This window comes from Azospirillum sp. Sh1 (genome assembly GCF_008365135.1).
GTDB classification, from domain to species: domain Bacteria; phylum Pseudomonadota; class Alphaproteobacteria; order Azospirillales; family Azospirillaceae; genus Azospirillum; species Azospirillum oryzae.
Genome location: NZ_VTTK01000006.1, coordinates 40,643 through 60,738, shown reverse-complemented (window position 1 = coordinate 60,738; position 20,096 = coordinate 40,643). Strand labels below are relative to the sequence as shown.

Below are 20,096 nucleotides of genomic sequence, written 5' to 3'. Positions count from 1 at the left end.
TGTCGCGTTGCCCCCCGCGACCGCGAATTACCTTTTTGCGACAGGAGCGGAACGATGCGGTGCGGGTCCGTCAAATATCTGAATTCTTTAGGCGAATTGGGAGTGGTGGCACCCCCTTCAGTCCGTCGCCACACTGTCCCGGACCATCGGCGCCGGGTCTTCGAACAGGCGGCGGTCGGGCAGCAGGGAGTTGCCGTTCGTGCGCCGGAAAGCGGCGAGAGGCGAGAGATGCGGATCGGCCTCCGCATCCGGCTCGGCGGTGCGGCGCACCTCCGACGGCGATATGCCGAACAGTTCGCGGAACTGGCGGGAGAAATGGGCGCAGTCGGCGAAGCCGGCCTCGTTCGCGATGGCGGTGACCGAACGCTTGGTGTTGCGCAGCAGCCAGTGGCCGTAGCGCAGGCGCAAGCTGCGGTAGTAGGTGGCCGGGCTGGTGCCGACGGCCAGCCGGAACAGCCGTTCGAATTGGCGGGTGCTGACGTTCAGGCGGCGGACCATCTCCTCCACCGACAGCGGATCGCTGATGTGCTGCTCCATCAGCAGCAGGGCGCGGCGGACGCGGTCGTTGGTGATCTCCGCGACCGTCGGCGGCTGCGGTTGCGACTGGCTGGCGGGGCGCGCCTTGTCGATCAGCAGGATGTGCATGGTTTTCTGGGCGGTGGCGCGGCCCAGATGGCGCTCGATCAGGAAGGCGGCCAGATCGGCCACCCCGGCGCCGCCCGAACAGGTGATGCGGTCGCGGTCCACCACGTAGAGCTGGTCGGCCACCGGCACCAGATCGGGAAATTCCTCGATGAAATCGCGATGATGGTACCAGCTGACGCAGCAGCGCCGGTTCTTCATCAGGCCGATGCGGCTTAGCACGAAGCTGCCGGTGCACACGCCGACCAGGGTCACGCCATAGGATGCCGCGGCGCGCAGATAGGCCAGCGTCTCGTCGTCCAGCTGCGGGCCGGCGTGCAGCAGTCCGCCCACCACGACCACATAGTCGAAGCGGCGGGGATCGGTCAGCGGTTCCCAGCGTGCGACGCCGATGCCGCAACTCGACATCACCGGTTCCGCCCGAGATCCCATGATGGTCCAGCGGCACCGGATCTGCCGTGACCGGTCGCCCTCGTCGGCCGCCAGCCGCAGGGCGTCGATGAAGGGGGCAAGTGCCGTCAGTGTGAAATTGTTGGTCAGGATGAACCCGACCGACAACAACGCGCGTTCCTCCTGCCGGGGTGCGGGACCGCTACCGCCGAAACGGCGATATTCCACTGTCTTCCCCACCAGGACACCCTCCCAGTCCGACGGCCCCGGTCTGGCGGCCATCTTCCGTCCTTCGGAATGCTAGCGTCAGCGGCCTGCCCCCGGAAGACAATTCATTGGCGATGATTCTAACGCTCTATCACCAGATCACTGGTCGGGTGGCTGCAGCAGAGCAGGATCAACCCCTGGTCGATTTCACGTTTGCGGATGCCGCCGGTATGGTTCATTTCCACAGTGCCGGAGATCAACCTCGTCTTGCAGGTTCCGCACATCCCGCGCGAGCAGGAGGTCGGAACCCGGATGTCGGCGGCCGATGCCGCATCGGCCACGGCCATCTCCGGCGGACAGGCGAACACCCTGCCGCTTTTCGCGAACTCAACACGGAAGCCGTCCGTGGGCGCTGCCGACTGGGCCGGTGCGGATGGTGCCGGCGGCTCTCCCGCGGCAAGCTCAGCCGTCAGTTCCTCGAAATTGAAGCTTTCCTGATGATAGCGGCTCATGTCGAAGCCACCCTCCTCCAGGAAGGCGCGCACCGCCTTCATGAAGGGGCCGGGGCCGCAGACATAGACCTCCCGCTCCTTGAAGTCGGGAGCGATCAGCCCGAGCATCGGCAGGGACAGCCGGCCGGTGAAGCCGGCCCAATGCGCCTCGGTGCCGATGCCCTCGCACACATGGGCGACGCGCAGGCGGCGGCCGGGACCGGTCAGCGCGTCCAGTTCGCGGCGAAAGACGATGTCGGCAGGCGTCCGGGCGGCATGGACGAAGACGATGTCGTGATCCTCGCCCAGATCGTCGAAGGTCCGGGTCATCGACATCAGGGGCGTGATGCCGCTGCCGCCGGACAGGAACAGGAACTTGCGCGGAGTCTCGGACTCCCCCGGCGTGAATTCGCCGAGCGGACCGACCGCGCGGATCGTGTCGCCCGGCTTCAGCGTGTCGTGCAGCCAGTTCGACACCGGACCGCCGGGCACGCGCTTGACGGTGATCGAAAGCCGATGCGGCCGCGCGGCGGAGGAGGAGACGGTGTAGCTGCGGTGAATGGTTTCGCCGCCGATGGGCAGTTCCAGCGTGATGAACTGACCCGGCTTGAATCGGAACAGGCAGGGGTTCCGCGGCGCGAAGACGAAGGTCCTCACGTCATGCGTCTCGTCCCGCACCGCCCGGCACACCAGCGTGTCGTCGATTTCGGGATCCCAATCCCGGACCGGAGGCGGAGCCGAATCCTGCTGCATCGTCATCTCTCTCCTTGAGCCCTGAACCTTGAGCCCTGAACCCTGGGCCTTGAGCCCTGAATCTTGACCAGCGGGCGATCCCGGCGGCTTGCCGGCCGGGATCGCCACTGTGTCACATCATTCGGCCGCGACGCCCACCGGCGCCTGCTTGCCCAGCAGATGCTCGGACATGCGGCCGACGTACCATTCCGTGAACTTCTCCACCAGCGGCTCGGTGTAGGGCGAATAGGGACCCGGCTCGTAGGCGGGGCTGAGGGCGCCGTTGTGCGAGATCTCGACCAGATCGGCATCCTGCTGGTTGGTCGCCTCCCAAACCTCCGTCAGACGGTTCAGGTCATAGTCGACACCCTCGACCGCGTCCTTGTGGACCAGCCAGCGGGTGCGCAGCAGATTGCGGTCGGGACCGATCGGGAACACCGAGAAGGTGACGATGTGGTCGCTCATGAAGTGGTTCCACGAGTTCGGCTGGGTCCAGAAGGACAGGGCGCCCAGCTTGCGCTCGGTGATCGAGCCCAGCAGTTTTTTGGAAGCGCTGCGGGTGTCCTTGGTGTGGGCCTCGCCGGCGCCGTCCAGCGGCAGGCGCTCGGCGCGGAAGCCGGTGGTGTCGGTCAGGCGGTCGACCTCGCGGCTGGGAAAACCGGCGGCTTCCCAGCTGGTGTGGCAGGACTGTACCAGCGCGTCGTACTTGGCGGCATGCTCCATCCGCTTCGGGTTGGTGCCGTCGGGGGCGAAGCCGAAGCCGTATTCGAACAGCGGGATGGTCAGTTCCGGATGGTTGCTGACGCAGTGGTAGCATTCACGATTGTTCTCCATCGTGAGCTTCCAGTTGCCCTTCTCGATCAGGTCCACCGTCTTGGCGATCTTGCAGTTCTTCAGATCGTGCGGAAGGATGTAGGGCTCGATGACCGCCGCCATGCGGTCGATGTCATTCGGCGCTTCCTCCGCCAGGCAGATGAAGATCAGGCCGCCGACCGACCGGATGTGCACCTTCTTCAGGTTCCGGCACTTGCGGTCGAAGTCGTTGCCCATATGCTCGGCGAACAGAAGTTCGCCGTCCTGGCCGTAGGTCCACTGGTGATAGCTGCACACCAGATTGCCGACCGAGGTCTTCTCCTGCAGGATGATGCGCGCGCCGCGATGACGGCAGACATTGTGATAGGCCCGCAGTTCCATGTCGTCGTCGCGCATGACGATGACGGAGGTCTTCCCGATATCCACCACCATCACGTCGCCCGGCTCCGCCACGTCCGGCTCCACACCCACATGCAGCCAATGGCGGCCGAAGATGATCTCCATGTCCAGCTTGAAGATCTCCTCGCTGGTATAGAACGGGGCCTCCAGGCTGTGCCCCTTCTTTCGACGCGTCAGCAGGGCTTCTATGGAAATCTCGGACGACATGGCGGTTGACCTTCTGCGGGAGTGGGGCCGGGTGTTCGCGGAACCGCTTCAGCCTTGACCGGGCTGTTGCTATTTTCGATTCCACGACGCACAGCCTGCCGCCCGCCGCGGCGCGTCGCGTTCTGGAATGCGACATCAACTTTAAAAAGGCCGACAGGCGCACCTGTCTTTTTGCGCAAGCCGGACTTTGACAATGGTCGTTTTGCGGCATGTCGTGATTATTCAAGAGCGATGGCCGCCTTGGTCCATCGGGAGAGCGGCCGGCCGGCGGCGTGCCGCCATCCGAAGAGAGTCGTTCCGCATTCATGACGCCTCGTGTCCACGGAGCTGTCGAAGCGCTTCCCTATTATTATGGAAGACTTTGAAACATCTGCCTGAAAACCGGGCAACATTCTCCGGCGGCGCGGGGTTTGGAAAAAGCTGTCGCAAATCCGATACGAATTGCCGCTCTGATGAAGGTTTTTTGCTTTCGGGGCCGGCATCCTTCCTCAATCAGCACTGATGCCATCAAAGAACCCGTTGGTCGGAAACGACTTTCCGCGTCGATGCCGGAAGGTGGCCGTCGGCCCATGCATGTGTCCGATCCAAACCTCGGCGCGGCAAAGCGTGGCCGTCCCACCAAACGGGTCCAAACAAACAAACGATAAGAGGAGGCTTCTTGATGAAAATCTTCGGTAAAGCCTTGGGCGTGCTGCTTTCGGCGGCCATGACGGTCAGTCTGGGGGCCGCCGTGGTCGCCGCCCCGGCGCAGGCCGCCGATAAGTCCATCAACATCGGCTGGACGGCCTGGGCCGACGCCGAAGCGGTGACCAAACTGGCCAAACGTGTGATCGAGGAGCGGTACGGCTACAAGGTCGAGCTGACCATGGCCGACATCGGCATCCAGTATCAGGGCATCGCCAGCGGCAAGCTGGACGCCATGCTGATGTCGTGGCAGCCGCTGACCCACAAGCCCTATCTCGACAAGGTCGGCAAGGACGTGGTCGATCTCGGCCCGCTCTACACCCGCGCCCGCCTGGGCTGGGTGGTGCCGGACTACATCCCCGTCGATCAGGTCAAATCCATCGAGGATCTCAAGAAGCCGGACGTGCAGCAGAAGCTGGGCGGCAAGATCCAGGGCATCGATCCGGGGTCGGGGCTGATGCAGGCGTCGGAGAAGGCGCTGAAGACCTATGACCTGAAGGGAATGCAGCTTGTGTCGGCCAGCGACGCCGGGATGCTCGCCGCTCTGGAGCGCGCCATGAAGCGCAACGAGTGGATCGTGGTGACGAGCTGGAGCCCGCACTGGATGTTCGCCAACTGGAAGCTGCGCTACCTGGAGGACCCGAAGGGTGCGCTGGGCGGCCTGGAAAGCGTGAATGCGCTCGTCCGCAAGGGCTTCTATCAGGATCATCCGGAAATCTTCGAGTTCCTGAACCGGATGGTGCTGCCGATCGGCGATCTGGAAGCGATGATGCAGGAAGCCCGTCAGACCAGCTACGAGCAGGCGGTCGACAATTACATCAAGAACAACAAGGCCCGGATCGATTACTGGGTCACCGGCAAGCTTTGATCGGCACCCGTTGCCACCGTCCCAGACGGCGGTGGCAACGGCGGTGGCCGCCTCCCCTTTCCCGCGCCGTTCGTGGAGGCGGTCCGTTCAAAGCGCAGCCGCGTGACGGACGGCCGTCTCCAGCCATTCAGGTTTTCAGTCCTTCAACGACGGAGGTCGCCCATGAACCCGTCTGCTCACATGCAGGGCACCGTGTCGGCAAGCGCCGCGATGGTGTCGGCTGAAGGACTCTGCAAGCTTTATGGCGGCAATACCGCCCAGGCATTGACCATGCTGCGCGCCGGTGTCGACCCGGCCGACATTCTGCGGGAAACCGGCGCCGCGGTGGCCGTCGCCGACGTGGCATTCGGGCTGTCGGCCGGCGAAATCGTCACGGTGCTGGGTCGGTCCAATGCAGGCAAGTCCACCCTGCTCCGCCTGGTCAACCGGCTGATCGAACCGACGGCCGGGACCGTGGTCCTGAACGGGCGCGACATGGCGACGATGAAGCCGGCCGAATTGGTGGCTGCCCGCCGCGACGCCATGGCGATGACCTTCGGCGCCGTGGCGCTGATGCCGAACCGCAGCGTTCTGGACAACGTGGCCTTCGGGCTGGAGATCGCGGGCTTGCGCCGGCGCGACCGGCGGGACCGGGCCATGGACCTGCTGACGCAGATGGGGCTGGCCCATTTCGCTGTCCGGCGGCCGCAAGAGGTTCCGGCCGAGGCACGGCTGCGGATCGGACTGGCACGCTCCCTGATCGCCGATCCGCCGCTGTTGCTGATGGATGCTCCCTTCGCCGGGGTCGATCCCGTCCTGAGGTTGGAACTGGAGGCCGAATTCCTCGACTGGCAGCGGGCGCACCGGGCGGCCGTGCTGCTCACCACCCAGGACCCGGATGAGGCGATGCGGCTTGGCGATCGGATCGCCTTCATGGAGACCGGGCGCATCACCCAGATCGGCACCCCGGACGAAATCCTGGAGCACCCTGCGAACGACCATGTCCGGTCCGCCTTCCAGGACATTGCGGATCGCCGCCGCCAGCGCCTGCGCTCCGCCCATCTTGAGGAGCTGATTTCGCATTTCGAGCGGACGGCGATGGAAGGTCTGGACATGGTCGGGTCGTCGGCGGGCGCGCTCGACGGCACCGCGCGTCAGCTGACCGGCATCATCGACCGCACCAACGAGCAGGCGGGCGCCACCGTCGTGGCGGCGGAGCAGATCGCCGGCAACGTCCAGTCGGTCGCCGCCCTGGCCGACGACACCTTCCGGTCATTGGAGGAGATCCGCTCGCGCATCGACGATTCCGCCCGCATCGCCCAGTCGGCGGTGGAGCAGGCCCGCAAGGCCGACGAGTCCGTGCACAGCCTGCGGCAGTCGGCCGAGGATATCGGCAATGTCGTGCGCATCATCGACCAGATCACCGGACAGACCAATCTGCTGGCTCTGAACGCCACCATAGAGGCCGCCCGCGCCGGAGAGGCCGGCAAGGGCTTTGCGGTGGTGGCGCAGGAGGTGCGCCAGCTGGCCAGCCAGACCGGCAAGGCGACGCAGGATGTCTCGCTCCGTATCCAGGCGATGCAGGATGCGACCGGCAATGCTGCACAAGCCCTGCAAAGCATCACCGCGGTGATCGCGGAGATCAGCACCGTATCGCTTGCCATCGCCCAGTCGATGCAGGCGCAGGCCGCCGCCTCCGCCACCATTCACGCCAGCATCGATCAGGCGGCATCGGGGGCGGGCGTGGTCGCACGCAACGCCCGCCATGTCACCGGCGGTGCCCGCGACACCGAAAGTGCCACCCGGCACGTCCTGACCGCCGCTGCGGACTTGGCCGGCCAGACCGCACGCCTGCGCAGCAGCATCGAGCAGTTGCTGGACGGCATCCGCACCGGATGACCGGCAGCGTCACCCCTATCAAGAGAACGATGATCCCATGACCAATCCGCTGTTCCGTGTCGGTGAAGCCACCGTCTTCGCCAAAGAGGGCCAGTTCACCGACGCCATGCCGGAGATCGTGATCGGAACGGTCGATGGTCCGGCCGGCCATGCGTTCGCCACCATGATGGGGCAGACCGCCGGCCACACCCGCATGTTCGCGGTGCGCGATTGCAACCAGATGGTCCGTCCGGCCACCATGATGGTGTCCAAGGTGACGATGAAGTCCAGCGCCTATGTCGACCTCTTTGGCGGCGTCGTCCAGGCCGCCACTGCCGACGCCGTGCTGGACTGCGTCATCGAAGGCGTTCTGCCGCGCGACGGGATCAACGACCTGTGCATTCTGGTGATGGTCTGGATCGATCCCCGTTGCCCCACCGATCCGAACCTCGATCGCGCCGATCTCTACCGGACCAATTACGAGGCGACCAAGATCGCCATCGGCCGGGCGATGCGCAATGAACCGACCATCGACGAACTGATCGAAAACCGGCACACGGTCCGGCATTTCATGTTGGATCCGCTGGAATAACCTGCCGGCCCACCGCAGCAGGCCAGGAAAAAGCCCGCCTCCGATCAGGAGAGCGGGCTTTTTTGCCATAGGGCCGCTCGACCCTTGACCGTCCCTGCCGGCTATCGCCGCTCCACATTCGGCAGGAATACGGTCAGCAGCCCCAAGAGCGGAAGGAACGAGCAGGCGGAATAGACGAAGCCGATGCCGCGCCAGTCGGCGACGATGCCGAGCCCCGCCGCACCGATGCCGGCGACGCCGAAGGCCAGCCCGAAGAACAGGCCCGACACCAGACCGACCCGGCCGGGCAGCAATTCCTGCGCATAGACCACGATGGCGGGGAAGGCCGATGCCAGGGCCAGCCCGATCACGGCGCTGAGAACCACCGTCGCCGTCAGGCCGACATAGGGCAGGGCCAGGGTGAAGGGCAGGATGCCGAGGATCGAGACCCAGATCACCGTCTTGCGGCCGATGCGGTCGCCGACAGGACCGCCGATCACCGTTCCCGCCGCGACCGCCGCCAGGAAGACGAACAGGCAGAGCTGGGCGTCGCCGGTGGACAGCCCGAAGCGGTCGATCAGGTAGAAGATGTAGTAGCTGGTGATGCTGGCCAGATAGACGTATTTGGAGACGATCAGCGCGATCAGGATGCCGACGGCCCTGCCGACCTGTCCGGCCGGCAGTTCGGTCCGATGCGCCGACTGTCTGCCACTCGCGCGGGGTTTGGCGTTCAGCCGCTGCCAGCTTCCCAGCCGGACCATGACCACCATGCCGGCAAGGGCGGCGACGGCGAACCAGCTGAGGCTGCCCTGGCCGTGGGGCAGGATGACGAAGGCCGCCAGCAACGGGCCGAGCGAGGAGCCGAGATTGCCGCCGACCTGGAACAGCGATTGGGCCAGCCCATGGGCGCCGCCGGAGGCTTGGCGCGCGATGCGCGACGCTTCCGGATGGAAGACGGACGAACCGAAGCCCAGCAGCATCCCGCCGGCCAGCAGCGCCGGAAAGCCGGGCGCCCAGGCCAGGGTGAGAAGTCCGAGCAGGGTGGAGCCCATGCCGAAGACCAGCGAATAGGGCATCGGCTTTCGGTCGGTGACGAGCCCGACCAGCGGCTGCAGAAGCGATGCCGTGACCTGATAGACGAAGGTCAGCAGGCCGAGTTGGGCGAAGCTGAGACCGAACTCGTCCTTCAGGATCGGATAGACCGCCGGCAGCAGCGACTGGATCATGTCGTTGAGCAGGTGGCAGGCGCTGATCGCGGCCAGGATGGAAAAGGCCGTCGAACCGGTGCGGGACCGGCTCAGGGTGGTGTCGGTCACGGGGGCATGCCCTCTTCTCTCCGCCTCAGGCGTTGGGTCCGTCCCGCCCTTGAAGGAGGGAGCGGTCCGGGATCGCCCGGCATGTTGCGTTGAATGCACCGTAAGCCTACGGTCGGCGGAGAAGGCCCGCCACCGCGGTCAGGCCAGTTTCCTACGAGATCGGGCCATGGTCAGAAATGTCCGCGTCGACGAGATCGATGCCGTCCAGCGGCCACTGCTCGCCACCACCCACGATTACCCGGACGGCGGCACGCTGCCGCTCCACCGGCACCGGCGCGGACAGCTGATTTCCGGCATCACCGGGGTGCTGATCATGTCGACGCCGCAGGGGCGATGGGTGGTGCCGCCGGACTTCGGCCTGTGGATTCCGCCCGGCGTCATGCACGAGGTCCGCATGATCGGGGCGGTGACCACCCAGAGCCTCTACCTTGATCCGGACCTGACCGGCGGCATGCCGGACCGCTGTCAGGTCGTCGGGCTTTCGCCCTTCATCCGCAGCCTGATTTCCCGCGCCGTGGATGTCCCGGCCGATTACGATCCGGACAGCCATGACGGCGCGGTGATGGCGCTGATCCGCTACGAAATGCAGCATCTGCCGGCCCAGCCGCTGACCGTGCCCTTCCCGACGAACCCTGCCCTGGCCGAGCGCTGCCGACGCTTTCTTCGGCGACCGGCGGTGCATGAGACGATCGAGCAATGGTGCGACGGGCTGGGGGTCAGCCGGCGCGCCTTCACCCGGCTGTTCCGGCGGGAAACCGGGTTGAGCTTCCTGGAGTGGCGCCAACAGGCCTGCCTTGCCGCCGCCCTGCCGCGGCTGGTGGCGGGGGAGACCGTCACCGCGGTCGCGCTCGACCTCGGCTATGACAACCCCGCCGCCTTCACGGCGATGTTCAAGCGGGTGCTGGGATCGTCGCCGCGCGCCTATCTCAAGGGCGACGGCTGACCCCTCCGCTCATGGGTATTGCATCGCCACCAGATCGGCGATGAGACCGGGACCTTGCGGTCGCCAGCCGAGCGTCGTCTGAGTCAGGGCGCTGGACGCCGCAATGTCGATGCCGCCTCGACCGCGGCGCTGCGCGCCTTTCCCGACTGGGCCGCCCAGGCACTGAGCATGACCCACGCCGGGCGGCGGTGTTCGGCGCCACCCGGCATCACCCTGGGACGCGGCGGCGGATCAGGCACCCAGCTTGGGAACCTTGTGGGTGTCGAGCGCCACGCAGATGTTCTTCGTCTCCATGTAGAAATCGAAGCTGTAATCCCCGCCGTCACGGCCGATGCCGCTGGCCTTCATGCCGCCGAAGGGGGTGGGCAGGTGGCGGTTGTTTTCGGAGTTGATCCACACCATGCCGGCGTCGAGCTTCAGCGCCACGCGGTTGGCACGGCCGACGTCGCGGGTCCAGACATAGCCGGTCAGGCCATAGGCGATGTCGTTGGCGACCGCGACCGCCTCCGCCTCATCCGCGAAGGGAATGGCGGTCAGGACCGGGCCGAAGATTTCCTCCTGGGCGATGCGCATGCGGTTGTGCGCGCCGGTGAACAGCGTCGGACGGACATAGTTGCCGCCGGCGCCGGCCTCCTCGGCGCGGACGCCGCCGACCTTCACCGTCGCGCCGTCTTCCCGCGCGATGGCGCAATAGCCCAGAACCTTGTTCAGATGGCGCTCGTGCACCAGCGGGCCGACCTCGGTGGCGGGGTCCAGCGGGTGGCCGACCCGGATACGGGCGACGCGCTCCGCCAGCCTGTCGACGAAGGTGTCGTGAATGCCGCTCTGAACCAGCAGGCGCGAGGACGAGGTGCAGCGCTGGCCGTTCAGGCTGTAGATCATGAACACCACGGCATCCAGCGCCCGGTCCAGATCGGCATCATCGAAGACGATGACCGGATTCTTGCCGCCCAGTTCGAAATGCATGCGCTTCAGCGTCGGTGCGCCCTGGGCCATGATGTGGCTGCCGGTGGTCGATTCGCCGACGAAGGCCACCGCCTTGATCGCCGGATGCTCGGTCAGCAGCTTGCCGGCTTCTTCGCCCAGCCCGTTGACCAGATTGGCGACACCGGCCGGAACGCCGGCTTCGGTCATGATCTCGGCCAGCAGCATGGCGGTCAGCGGGCTCCATTCCGCCGGTTTGTGGACCACCGTGCAACCGGCGGCGAGCGCCGGGGCGATCTTCCAGGTCGACAGCATGAAGGGCGTGTTCCAGGGCGTGATGACCGCCACCGGTCCCAGCGCCTGCCGGACGGTGAAGTTCAGGTGATCGGCGGCCGGCAGCGACAGGCCGTTGGCGGCATCCGGCGCCCGGTCGGCGAAGAAGCGGAAATTCTCCGCCGCCCGTTCGGCGGCCTTGCTCATGAACCGGATCGGCTGGCCGCTGTCCAGGCTTTCCAGCAGGGCGATCTCCTCCGCCCGCGCCAGGATGCCGTCGGCGACCCGGTGCAGGATGCGCTTGCGCTCGGTGCCCGGCATGGCGGCCCAGTCGGGAAAGGCGCGCAGCGCCGCGGTCGCGGCGGCATCGACATCGGCGGCGTTGCCGGCATGGACCCGGTTGATGACCCCGCCGTCGATGGGCGACAGGTTGTCGAACAGCTTGCCCGACTGGCCGGGAACCTCCCGTCCATCGATGAAATGGCCGAGCGGACGTTCCCGGAACCGGGCCAGGAGCCCTTCCGCGGTTGCGAGGTTCGTATCGAAAGCGGATGCCATGGCGTTTCACTCCAGTGTCTGGTTGGCCGGCGCTCGTTGGGCCGGCGTGCGGCGGGCATCGCCGGCCGTGGCGCATAAGCTTGATTTGTTAATATTTAACATGTTATATAAATCGGTGTGCGGCACTGTCAAGCGCTTTCCCTGCACGCCGCCGCCGCGCTATGGTGCCGGAAACTTCGAAACATGCGCCGACCCTTTCCAGATGAGGCCGAAGCCTTGGGCAGACCATCCAGAAAAAACGCGACGGCAGCTGAACACGGTGCGAGGCCCCCAATTGCGGTCGCATCGGAGGCCGGGCAAACCGGTGGTGAGATTCGCGCCTTCCGCCGTTCCCTGCCGATGGCGCTGCTGAAGGCGCGCGAAGCGGTTATGGCGCGGTTCCGCCCGCTGCTGCACGAACATGACCTGACCGAACAGCAGTGGCGTGTGCTGCGCGCCCTGACCACGGCCGAGGAATTCCGCGCCGGCGAACTGGCGCGGGTCAGCAGCATCAGCATGCCCAGCCTGTCGCGCATCCTGCGCACGCTGGAAAAACGCGGCCTGATTCAGCGCGGGATCGAGGACAAGGACCTGCGGGCGGCCCAGATCTCGATCACGCCGTCCGGGCGCGACATGATCGCGTTGATCGCCCCCCACAGCGAACAGCGCTACGCCGAGATCACTGCGGCCTTCGGCGCCGACCGGCTGGCGACGTTGTACGGACTGCTCAACGAGCTTGCCGACTGCCTGGGCGGTCCGGACGGCGGCGACGACGAGGAGTAGGGAGCGCTCAGTAGCCGCCGGACGCCGGACCGGTCTGGACCGGATCCGACGTGCTCTGTTCGGGGGATGGCTGCCGGAAGCGGGCGGCCAGATCTGTGGCGGCGCGGGCGAACAGGGTGGTGTCCACCCCGACCCCGACGAACAGGGCGCCGGCCGCCAGATAGGCGCGGGCCAGCGCCTCGTCGGTCGCCAGCACGCCGGCGGCCTTGCCGGCCCTGCGGGTGCGGTCGATGCCGTCCTCGATGGCGGCCCGCACGGTCGGATGTCCGGGCTGGCCGCGCAGGCCCAGCGACGCCGACAGGTCGGCCGGACCGAAGAAGACGCCGTCGACCCCGTCCACCGCGGCGATGGCGTCCAGATTCTCAAGTCCGCGGGCGGATTCCACCTGCACCAGCAGGCAGATCCCGCCGTCGGCCTCGTCCAGATAGCCGCTGAAGCGGTTCCAGCGCGAGGCGCGGGCAAGCGCGCTGCCCACTCCGCGGATGCCTGCGGGCGGATAGCGGGTGGCGGCGACCAGCGCCGCCGCCTGTTCCGCCGTCTCCACCATCGGCACCAGCAGGGTCTGGGCGCCGAGGTCCAGCATCTGCTTGATGATCGCCGCATCGCCGACCACCGGGCGGACGATGGGATGGCTGGGATAGGCGGCGATGGCCTGCAGCTGGGCCAGGATGCCGCGCAGGTCGTTCGGCGCATGTTCGCCGTCGATCAACAGCCAGTCGAAGCCGGCCCCGGCCGAGATTTCCGCGCAATAGGCGTCCGCCAGTCCGAGCCACAGGCCGAACTGCGGCCGGCCCGCCGCCAGGGACCGCTTGAAGGCGTTTTCAGGTGTCTTCATCGATATCTTCCTTGGCGCTTTAAACGAAGCGCAGCGCGATGGAGCCGAAGGGGCCGTAATCGGCATGGACCGTATCGCCGGCCTTGACCGGCACCGGACGGGTGAAGGAGCCGGCGAGCACCACCTGCCCCGGCTCCAGCGCCACACCATGCGGCGCGAAGCGGCGGGCGAGCCAGCAGATGCCATTGGCCGGATGGTTCAGCACGCCGGCAGCCACGCCGGTCTCCTCGATCACGCCGTTGCGGTAGAGCAGGGCGGCGGCCCAGCGCAGGTCGGTGTCCAGCGGCCGCATCGGCCGGCCGCCCATGACGATGCCGGCATTCGCCGCATTGTCGGAGATGGTGTCCATCACCTTGCGGGGGCGCTTGCTGTCGGGGTCGACGCGGTGGCAGCGGGCGTCGATGATCTCCAGCGCCGGCACGACATAGTCGGTGGCCGACAACACGTCGAAGATGGTGACGTTCGGCCCCTCCAGCCTGGATTTCAGGATGAAGGCCAGCTCGACCTCCACCATCGGGGCGATGAAGCGGCCGATGTCGATGTCGCCGCCGTCGGGGAACAGCATGTCGTTCAGCAGGGTGCCGTAATCCGGCTCGTCGATCTGCGAGGACTGCTGCATCGCCCGGCTGGTCAGGCCGATCTTGTGGCCGATGACCGTGCGCCCCTCGGCAACCTTCGCCTCCACCCAGCAGCGCTGGATGGCGTAGGCGTCCTCGATCGTGATGTCGGGGTGGTCGAGGGAAATCTGGCGGGTCTGGACGCGGGTCTTCTCCGCCTCGTGCAGGCGCGCGGCGGCGGCCCGGACGGCATCGGGACTGAGCATGGGGTAAGCCTTGTCTCAAGCGGCCTTGTAGCGGCCGTGGATGTTGTTGTGCTTCCAGGTGCCGGTTTCGCTGAATTCCTGGATTTCCAGCGACAGGGCCAGGAAGCGGCTGGCGAAGAGGCCGGCGAAATGGTCCCTGACCATGGCGAACAGCTCGTCGCCGGCTTGTCGCTTCTGTTCGGCGCTGCGGCCGGCGCCGATCTTCAGCGTCAGGTGGACGAAGGCGTCGTCGGCCGTGCCGTCCGCCACGCAGAAATCCTCCAGCCGGATGGCGCGGGAGCGGATGCCGCCGATGGGAAAGACGCCACCCTGGGCGATCAGCACGGCGTTGGCCTTGCGCAGCAGCGCCGGAATGTCGGCCTGTGCGCCGAGGTTGCCGGTGTATTCGACGGTCAGATGCGGCATGGTCCGTCCTCCCGCCTCAGACCGAGAAGACGGCGTTGATCTGGCCGGTGCCGGAGGAGGCGAAGTACGGAGTGACGATGTCCACGCTGCCCGCGTAGCGGTTCCAGCCCAGCGCGCCGAACAGCATGGCGGTGTCGTGCATATAGCCCTCGCCCCAGCATTTCTCGGCATACATCGGCAGCATGGCGGTGAAGGTCGCCCAGTCGCCGCGCTGCCACAGTTCGACCACGCGCAGGTCGACCTGCTCCAGGAAGGGATCCCACATCTTGTGCAGATACTCTTCCGACACGCCGTTCTGGGCGAAGCGGTGGGATAGCGAGCCGCTGGCGAGGATGGCGACGGTGCCGTCATACTCCTGCTCGATGGCGTGGCGGACGGCGCGGCCCAGCGTGGCGCTGTCCTTCAGATCGTGGACGGTGCAGAGCGAGGAGACCGATACCACCTTGAAACGGCGGTCCTCGTTCATGTAGCGCATCGGCACCAGCGTGCCGTATTCCAGCGTCAGCGTGGTTTCGGAATGGGCGCGGGTGTTCACCCCGGCCGCCGTCGCCGTGCGGGCGAGCAGATGGCCGAGCAACGGATTGCCGTCATAGGCATAGGGCAGGTTCTTGATGAAGTGCGGCAGCTCGTTGCTGGTGTAGACGCCCTCGAAATGGGGCGCGCAATTGATGTGGTAGCCGGAATTGACCAGCCAGTGGGTGTCGAACACAACGATGGTGTCGACGCCGAGGTCGCGGCAACGCCGGCCGATCTCCTTGTGGCCGGCGATGGCGGCGTCGCGGCACCCCTTGTGCGGGCCGTCCAGCTCCGACAGATACATGGACGGGACGTGGGTGATCTTGGCGGCGAGTGCGAGTTTGCCCATGATTTCCTCCGGAATCGTGCCGGTTCAGCCCGGCTTGGTGATGGCCGTCAGCCGGCCACGATGTGGTTGACGAGGCTGCCGATGCCCTCGATCTCGGTCGTGACGGTGTCGCCCGGCCCGACATTCGCCAGCCCTTCCGGGGTTCCGGTCAGGATGACGTCGCCCGGCGACAGGGTCATGATCGACGACAGGTACGCGATCAGGTGCGGCACGTCGAAGATCATGTCGCGCGTGCTGCCTTCCTGCATCACCCGGCCATTGACCAGGGTGCGTAGGGTGAGGTTCATCGGATCGGGCACGTCCGCCGCGTCCACCAGCCAGGGGCCGAGCGGCGTGCAGCCGTCGCGGTTCTTCACCCGCAGGTTCGGGCGGTAGTAGTTTTCCAGATAGTCGCGGATGGCGTAGTCGTTGGCGACGCTGTAGCCGGCCACCACCTCATAGGCGCGGTCGTGCGGCACGTCGCGGGCGGTGCGGCCGATCACCACCGCCAGTTCGCATTCGTAATGCATGAAGGTGGCGTCGGCCGGGCGCCGGGTGCTGGCATGATGGCCGGTGATGGTGTTCGGCCCCTTCAGGAAGACCAGCGGCGTTTCCGGCGCCTTGAAGGCCAGCTCCTTCGCGTGGTCGGCATAGTTGAGGCCGAGGGCGAAGATGGTGCGCGGCTCCACCGGCGGCAGCCAGGTGACCGCACCAGGGGCAACCAGCCGGCCGTCGGACAGCCGCAGCCGTCCCTCTTCCTCCACAGCAGTATGGACCGTGCCGTCCAGCAGGATGCGGGCGCGCTTCATGGCGTTTCTCCTTCCGCCGCGGCGTCTTCGATGGCGATGTCCAGCGGGGCGAAGCCATCGATCTCCAGCCGGACGCGGTCGCCGGCACCGGCCTGCGGCCCGCCGAGCGCGATGCCGAGATGCAGGATGTCGCCGGCACGCAGGGTCATGAAGCCGGTCACCTCGGCCAGCAGCCGGGCCGGCGGGCGGACCAGATCGGACAGGCGGCGTTCCGCTATGACCGTGCCGTTGACCAGGGTGCGCATGGTCAGCGCCTCCAGCCCCGTCACCGCCGCGTAGGGCAGCGTCTCCCCCATCGGGCAGGAGCCGTCGAAGCAGCGTTCCCGCACCGGCGGCCGGTAGACCGACGGGTTGGGCAGGCTGACGTCGAGGATCGGGCGCAATCCGGCGATCGCGTCGGTCGCCGTAGCCTCGTCCAGGGTGGTGGCGTCGCGGCCGATGACGAGGCCCAGTGTCGCCGCCACCTCCACCCGCTCCGCCCCGCGCGGCAGCCGCACGGTGGCGCCGTTGCCGGCATGGGTGTTGTAGGGTTTGATGTAGAGGATCGGCGCCTTCGGCGGCGCGCCGTAGGGCGGCTCCGACAGGGCCGGGCCGAGGCGGTCCAGGGTGGGGCGGTCGTTCAGGATCACCCCGTAGACCAATCTCCGAGCAACTCCGGGGGACGCGGTTTGCATGGTGTCAGCCTCCGAAGGCATGGACGAGCCACAGGCAGATGCCCGGCACGAAGACGATCAGCAGGATGCGCAGCAGGTCGGACGCCAGGAAGGGCATGACGCCCCAGGCGGTTTCCCGCATCGGCACGCCGCGCGCCAGCCGGTTGATGACGTAGAGGTTCATGCCGACCGGCGGATGGACCAGCCCGATCTCCACCACCATCAGCGCCAGGATGCCGAACCAGACCGATTTGTCGGCGACGGCCATGCCGAAGAAGTCGAGACCCATCACCACCGGATAGAAGATCGGGATGGTCAGCAGGATCATCGCCAGCGAATCCATCACGCATCCCAGCAGGATGTAGATGCCGATGATGCTGAACAGGACCAGCAGTGGCGGCATGCCGCTGTCGCGCACCCAGCCGGCCAGTTCCACCGGCATCTGCGACACCGCCAGCGCGGCGTTCAGCAGGTCGGCGCCGATCAGCACCACGAAGATCATGGCGGTGGCCTGGGCCGTGCCGTAGATGCTGGCGACCAACTGCGGCCAGCGCATGCCGCCCGACGCCACGGCGATGATGCCGCAGGCAGCGGCGCCGATCGAGGCGGCCTCCGTTGGGTTGGCCCAGCCGTCATAGATGCCGACGATCACCACCAGAAAGACCAGCAGCACCGGCAGAACGCCGAGTTGGGCGCGCAGCCGCTCGGTCCATGGCACCGGCGCGCTGGCCGGGCCGGCGGCGGGATCGCGCCACACGATCAGCGCGATCACCGCGAAATAGCCAAGCGCGGCAAGGATGCCGGGAACCACCGCGGCGACGAACAGCTTGCCGATCGATTCCTGGGTCAGCACCGCATAGACCACCAGCGGCACCGACGGCGGGATCAGGATGCCCAACGTGCCGCTGGCGGCCAGCGTGCCGGTGGCGAGCCGCCCCGAATAGCCGCGGGATTGCAGCTCCGGCAGTGCCACCTGTCCCATGGTGGCCGCGGTCGCCAGCGACGATCCGCAGATGGCGCCGAAGGCGGCGCAGGCGGCGGTGGAGGCCATCGCCAAGCCGCCGCGCCGGTGGCCGATCAACGCGCCGGCGGCATGGAACAGCGCCTTGGAGAGTCCGCCATGGGTGGCGAACTGGCCCATCAGCAGGAACAGCGGGATGACCGACAGGTCGTAATTCGAAAGACGGGCGAAGGCGAGGTTGTTGAGGGTGAACAGCAGCGCCGCTGCCTGCCCGTCATTGATGGTCAGGTAGATGCCGGCGCCGGCCAGCAGCATCGCCACACCGATATGGACGCGCAGCGCCAGCATCCCCATCAGCCCGGCGAAACCGGCAAGTCCGATTGCGATCCCGCTCATCGTGCCGCCTCCGCCGTACCGGCCGTCAGTTGTTGTTCCGAGGTCAGGCCGCGCCGGCAGCGGGCCAGCGCGCACAGCGCCGTCAGGACGAGGCTGGGCAGCATGGCGGCCATCGGGATCCAGACCGGAAGTCCCAGGAGCGGCGTCACCTCTCCCGCCTCGCGGATGTCGATGGTCTGGAGGCCGGTGCGCCAGACCAGCAGCAGGACCAGCGTTCCGAGCAGCAGGTCGGCCACCGCGTCGAGCAGCCGGCGCAGCCATGCGGGAGCCGCCTCGGTGAAGAAGTCGACGCGCAGATTCTCGCCCAGGATGGTGCAGAGCGGCAGGAAGGCGCAGGCGGCCACGGCGGTGCCGACCTGCATCATCTCCACGTCGCCGGTCACCGGCAGGTCGGCCAGCTTGCGCCCGAGGATCGACAGCAGCGACATGCCGACCAGCACCAGGAAGATGCCGCCGCCCGCCAGCGCGAATCCCCTGGCCGTAACAAGCAGTACGCGGCTCAGTCCGTCCGTCGGCGGGCGATCGGGAAGCCCGATGGGTTGATGCATGATTACGGTCTCCGCGAAGGGGGTCAGCGGGCAGCGAGCGCGCGGGCGTCGGCCGCCAGGGCGGCGCCGTCGAGACCGCGCTTGGCGACGTCCTGGCGCCATTCGGTCTCCACCGGTGCTGCCGCGGTGCGCATCGCTTCGTAGTCCGCGGAGTCCTGGTTCAGGATGCTGCCCCCCTCCTTGCCGACCAGCGCACGGGTGTCGGCGGTGACCCGGTCCCAGACCTGTCCGAAGCTGTCCACCAGCGCCGGGCCGCTGTTGCGGTCGATCACCGCCTTCAGGTCGGGGGGAAGAGACTGGTAGCGCTCCTTGTTCATCAGCAGCGTCAGGACCGTGGTAGAGTAATAGGGCTGGCCGGCCGGCGGCTGGGTGTGGAACTTCGTCACTTCCTGCAGCTTGGTCGGCGTCACCACCTCCCATGCGCCCATCGCGCCGTCGACGACTCCCTTGGAGATGGCTTCCGTCACCTGGGCGGGCGGCATGTTGACCGGGATGGCGCCCACTGCGGCCAGCATCTTGGAGACCATCCGGGTGGAGGCGCGCAGCTTCTGTCCCTTCAGACTGTCCAGCCCGCTGATGGGCTTGCCGGCGGTATGGATGGCGACCCCGCCGTCGACATGGACCGCCAGCACCTTGTAGGCGGCGAATTCCTCCACCGCATGGCGCTGGTAGAAGTCCCAGGCCGCCCGGCTGCCCGACAGGCCGTCGCGCACGACGAAGGGCAATTCCATCGTCTCGATGATCGGGAAGCGGCCGGCCGAATAGCCGGGAGCGGTCCAGACGATGTCCGCGACACCGTTCTTCGCCAGATCGACCAGCTGCGCCGGCGTGCCGCCGAGCTGCATCGCCGGATAGAACTGGCAGGAGATGCGTCCGCCGGACTGCTCGCCCAGCGATTTGCACCAGGGCTCCAGCACCTGCTGCTGCGCGGGTGCACCCGGCGGCAGGAAATGCGTGATCTTCAGCGAGACGCCGTCCGCGGCGGCGGCAGGGGAGGCGACGATGTGCGGCAGTAGTGCGGCCAGGGCGAACGCCGCCGGCCGGATCGATTTCAGCATGGGGTTTCCTCCACCGATGCACGGGGGACTATTGGCAGACCGAAGGGTCCGTCCGTCCTCTTGTCGGCACGTTGTTCATTGATGGTGCGTGATGCTGTTAACGAGTTAAACATTAACATGTTAAACA

19 protein-coding genes are annotated in these 20,096 nt (G+C 66.9%); 5 read left to right on the top strand and 14 right to left on the bottom strand.

What is annotated here, in order from left to right; genetic code table 11:
* Positions 1 to 117: 117 nt before the first annotated feature.
* The 3 genes from FZ029_RS08575 to FZ029_RS08565 form a co-directional block, all read right to left on the bottom strand.
* Positions 118 to 1,314, bottom strand: a complete 1,197-nt coding sequence (locus tag FZ029_RS08575) for a GlxA family transcriptional regulator (RefSeq protein WP_247892211.1) — start codon at positions 1,312 to 1,314, stop codon at positions 118 to 120.
* A gap of 65 nt (positions 1,315 to 1,379) precedes the next feature.
* Positions 1,380 to 2,483 (bottom strand): hybrid-cluster NAD(P)-dependent oxidoreductase, encoded by a 1,104-nt coding sequence (locus tag FZ029_RS08570; protein ID WP_149268972.1) that lies wholly within the window; start codon positions 2,481 to 2,483, stop codon positions 1,380 to 1,382.
* 117 nt (positions 2,484 to 2,600) lie between these two features.
* Positions 2,601 to 3,881 (bottom strand): aromatic ring-hydroxylating dioxygenase subunit alpha, encoded by a 1,281-nt coding sequence (locus tag FZ029_RS08565; protein ID WP_149268875.1) that lies wholly within the window; start codon positions 3,879 to 3,881, stop codon positions 2,601 to 2,603.
* A 661-nt stretch (positions 3,882 to 4,542) separates the two neighbouring features.
* Here FZ029_RS08565 and FZ029_RS08560 point away from each other — a divergent pair.
* The 3 genes from FZ029_RS08560 to fae all read left to right on the top strand — a co-directional run bounded on the left by FZ029_RS08560 (position 4,543) and on the right by fae (position 7,882).
* Positions 4,543 to 5,433, top strand: coding sequence for a glycine betaine ABC transporter substrate-binding protein (locus tag FZ029_RS08560; RefSeq protein ID WP_149268874.1), 891 nt, complete (start codon positions 4,543 to 4,545; stop codon positions 5,431 to 5,433).
* A 162-nt stretch (positions 5,434 to 5,595) separates the two neighbouring features.
* Positions 5,596 to 7,311 carry a methyl-accepting chemotaxis protein gene (locus FZ029_RS08555; protein WP_247892210.1) on the top strand — a complete coding sequence of 572 codons (1,716 nt, stop codon included), beginning with the start codon at positions 5,596 to 5,598 and terminating at the stop codon, positions 7,309 to 7,311.
* Positions 7,312 to 7,348: 37 nt separating this feature from the next.
* The gene (gene fae / locus FZ029_RS08550; RefSeq protein ID WP_149268873.1) at positions 7,349 to 7,882 is read left to right on the top strand and encodes a formaldehyde-activating enzyme; all 534 of its coding nucleotides are present in this window, start codon (positions 7,349 to 7,351) and stop codon (positions 7,880 to 7,882) included.
* A gap of 101 nt (positions 7,883 to 7,983) precedes the next feature.
* On the opposite strand, the gene FZ029_RS08545 is transcribed toward fae, so the two are convergent.
* On the bottom strand, positions 7,984 to 9,177 hold the full coding sequence (locus FZ029_RS08545; RefSeq protein ID WP_149268872.1) for an MFS transporter: 1,194 nt from the start codon (positions 9,175 to 9,177) through the stop codon (positions 7,984 to 7,986).
* Between the two features lie 166 nt (positions 9,178 to 9,343).
* Between FZ029_RS08545 and FZ029_RS08540 the strand changes: the two genes are divergently transcribed.
* Positions 9,344 to 10,120, top strand: coding sequence for a helix-turn-helix transcriptional regulator (locus tag FZ029_RS08540; protein ID WP_149268871.1), 777 nt, complete (start codon positions 9,344 to 9,346; stop codon positions 10,118 to 10,120).
* A gap of 231 nt (positions 10,121 to 10,351) precedes the next feature.
* On the opposite strand, the gene hpaE is transcribed toward FZ029_RS08540, so the two are convergent.
* The gene (gene hpaE / locus FZ029_RS08530; protein ID WP_149268870.1) at positions 10,352 to 11,875 is read right to left on the bottom strand and encodes a 5-carboxymethyl-2-hydroxymuconate semialdehyde dehydrogenase; all 1,524 of its coding nucleotides are present in this window, start codon (positions 11,873 to 11,875) and stop codon (positions 10,352 to 10,354) included.
* 339 nt (positions 11,876 to 12,214) lie between these two features.
* On the opposite strand from hpaE, the gene hpaR reads away from it, so the two are divergent.
* Positions 12,215 to 12,637 carry a homoprotocatechuate degradation operon regulator HpaR gene (gene hpaR, locus FZ029_RS08525; RefSeq protein ID WP_247892209.1) on the top strand — a complete coding sequence of 141 codons (423 nt, stop codon included), beginning with the start codon at positions 12,215 to 12,217 and terminating at the stop codon, positions 12,635 to 12,637.
* Between the two features lie 7 nt (positions 12,638 to 12,644).
* On the opposite strand, the gene hpaI is transcribed toward hpaR, so the two are convergent.
* From hpaI to FZ029_RS08480, 9 genes are read right to left on the bottom strand one after another with little or no spacing between them, the layout of a single operon-like run.
* Entirely contained in the window at positions 12,645 to 13,472 is an 828-nt protein-coding gene (gene hpaI, locus FZ029_RS08520) for a 4-hydroxy-2-oxoheptanedioate aldolase (protein ID WP_149268868.1), read from the bottom strand.
* Between the two features lie 19 nt (positions 13,473 to 13,491).
* On the bottom strand, positions 13,492 to 14,295 hold the full coding sequence (gene hpaH, locus FZ029_RS08515; protein ID WP_149268867.1) for a 2-oxo-hept-4-ene-1,7-dioate hydratase: 804 nt from the start codon (positions 14,293 to 14,295) through the stop codon (positions 13,492 to 13,494).
* A gap of 15 nt (positions 14,296 to 14,310) precedes the next feature.
* The gene (locus FZ029_RS08510) at positions 14,311 to 14,700 is read right to left on the bottom strand and encodes a 5-carboxymethyl-2-hydroxymuconate Delta-isomerase (protein WP_149268866.1); all 390 of its coding nucleotides are present in this window, start codon (positions 14,698 to 14,700) and stop codon (positions 14,311 to 14,313) included.
* 16 nt (positions 14,701 to 14,716) lie between these two features.
* Positions 14,717 to 15,565, bottom strand: coding sequence for a 3,4-dihydroxyphenylacetate 2,3-dioxygenase (gene hpaD, locus FZ029_RS08505; protein ID WP_149268865.1), 849 nt, complete (start codon positions 15,563 to 15,565; stop codon positions 14,717 to 14,719).
* A gap of 47 nt (positions 15,566 to 15,612) precedes the next feature.
* Positions 15,613 to 16,353, bottom strand: a complete 741-nt coding sequence (locus FZ029_RS08500; protein ID WP_149268864.1) for a fumarylacetoacetate hydrolase family protein — start codon at positions 16,351 to 16,353, stop codon at positions 15,613 to 15,615.
* The gene (locus FZ029_RS08495; protein WP_188051871.1) at positions 16,350 to 16,994 is read right to left on the bottom strand and encodes a fumarylacetoacetate hydrolase family protein; all 645 of its coding nucleotides are present in this window, start codon (positions 16,992 to 16,994) and stop codon (positions 16,350 to 16,352) included. The genes FZ029_RS08500 and FZ029_RS08495 overlap by 4 nt, the downstream gene beginning before the upstream one ends.
* Positions 16,995 to 17,031: 37 nt before the next feature.
* Entirely contained in the window at positions 17,032 to 18,363 is a 1,332-nt protein-coding gene (locus tag FZ029_RS08490; RefSeq protein WP_149268862.1) for a TRAP transporter large permease, read from the bottom strand.
* Complete coding sequence (locus FZ029_RS08485) at positions 18,360 to 18,911, bottom strand: TRAP transporter small permease (RefSeq protein ID WP_149268861.1); 552 nt, start codon at positions 18,909 to 18,911, stop codon at positions 18,360 to 18,362. The genes FZ029_RS08490 and FZ029_RS08485 overlap by 4 nt, the downstream gene beginning before the upstream one ends.
* Before the next feature lie 23 nt (positions 18,912 to 18,934).
* Entirely contained in the window at positions 18,935 to 19,969 is a 1,035-nt protein-coding gene (locus tag FZ029_RS08480; RefSeq protein ID WP_149268860.1) for a TRAP transporter substrate-binding protein, read from the bottom strand.
* Between the last annotated feature and the right edge of the window lie 127 nt (positions 19,970 to 20,096).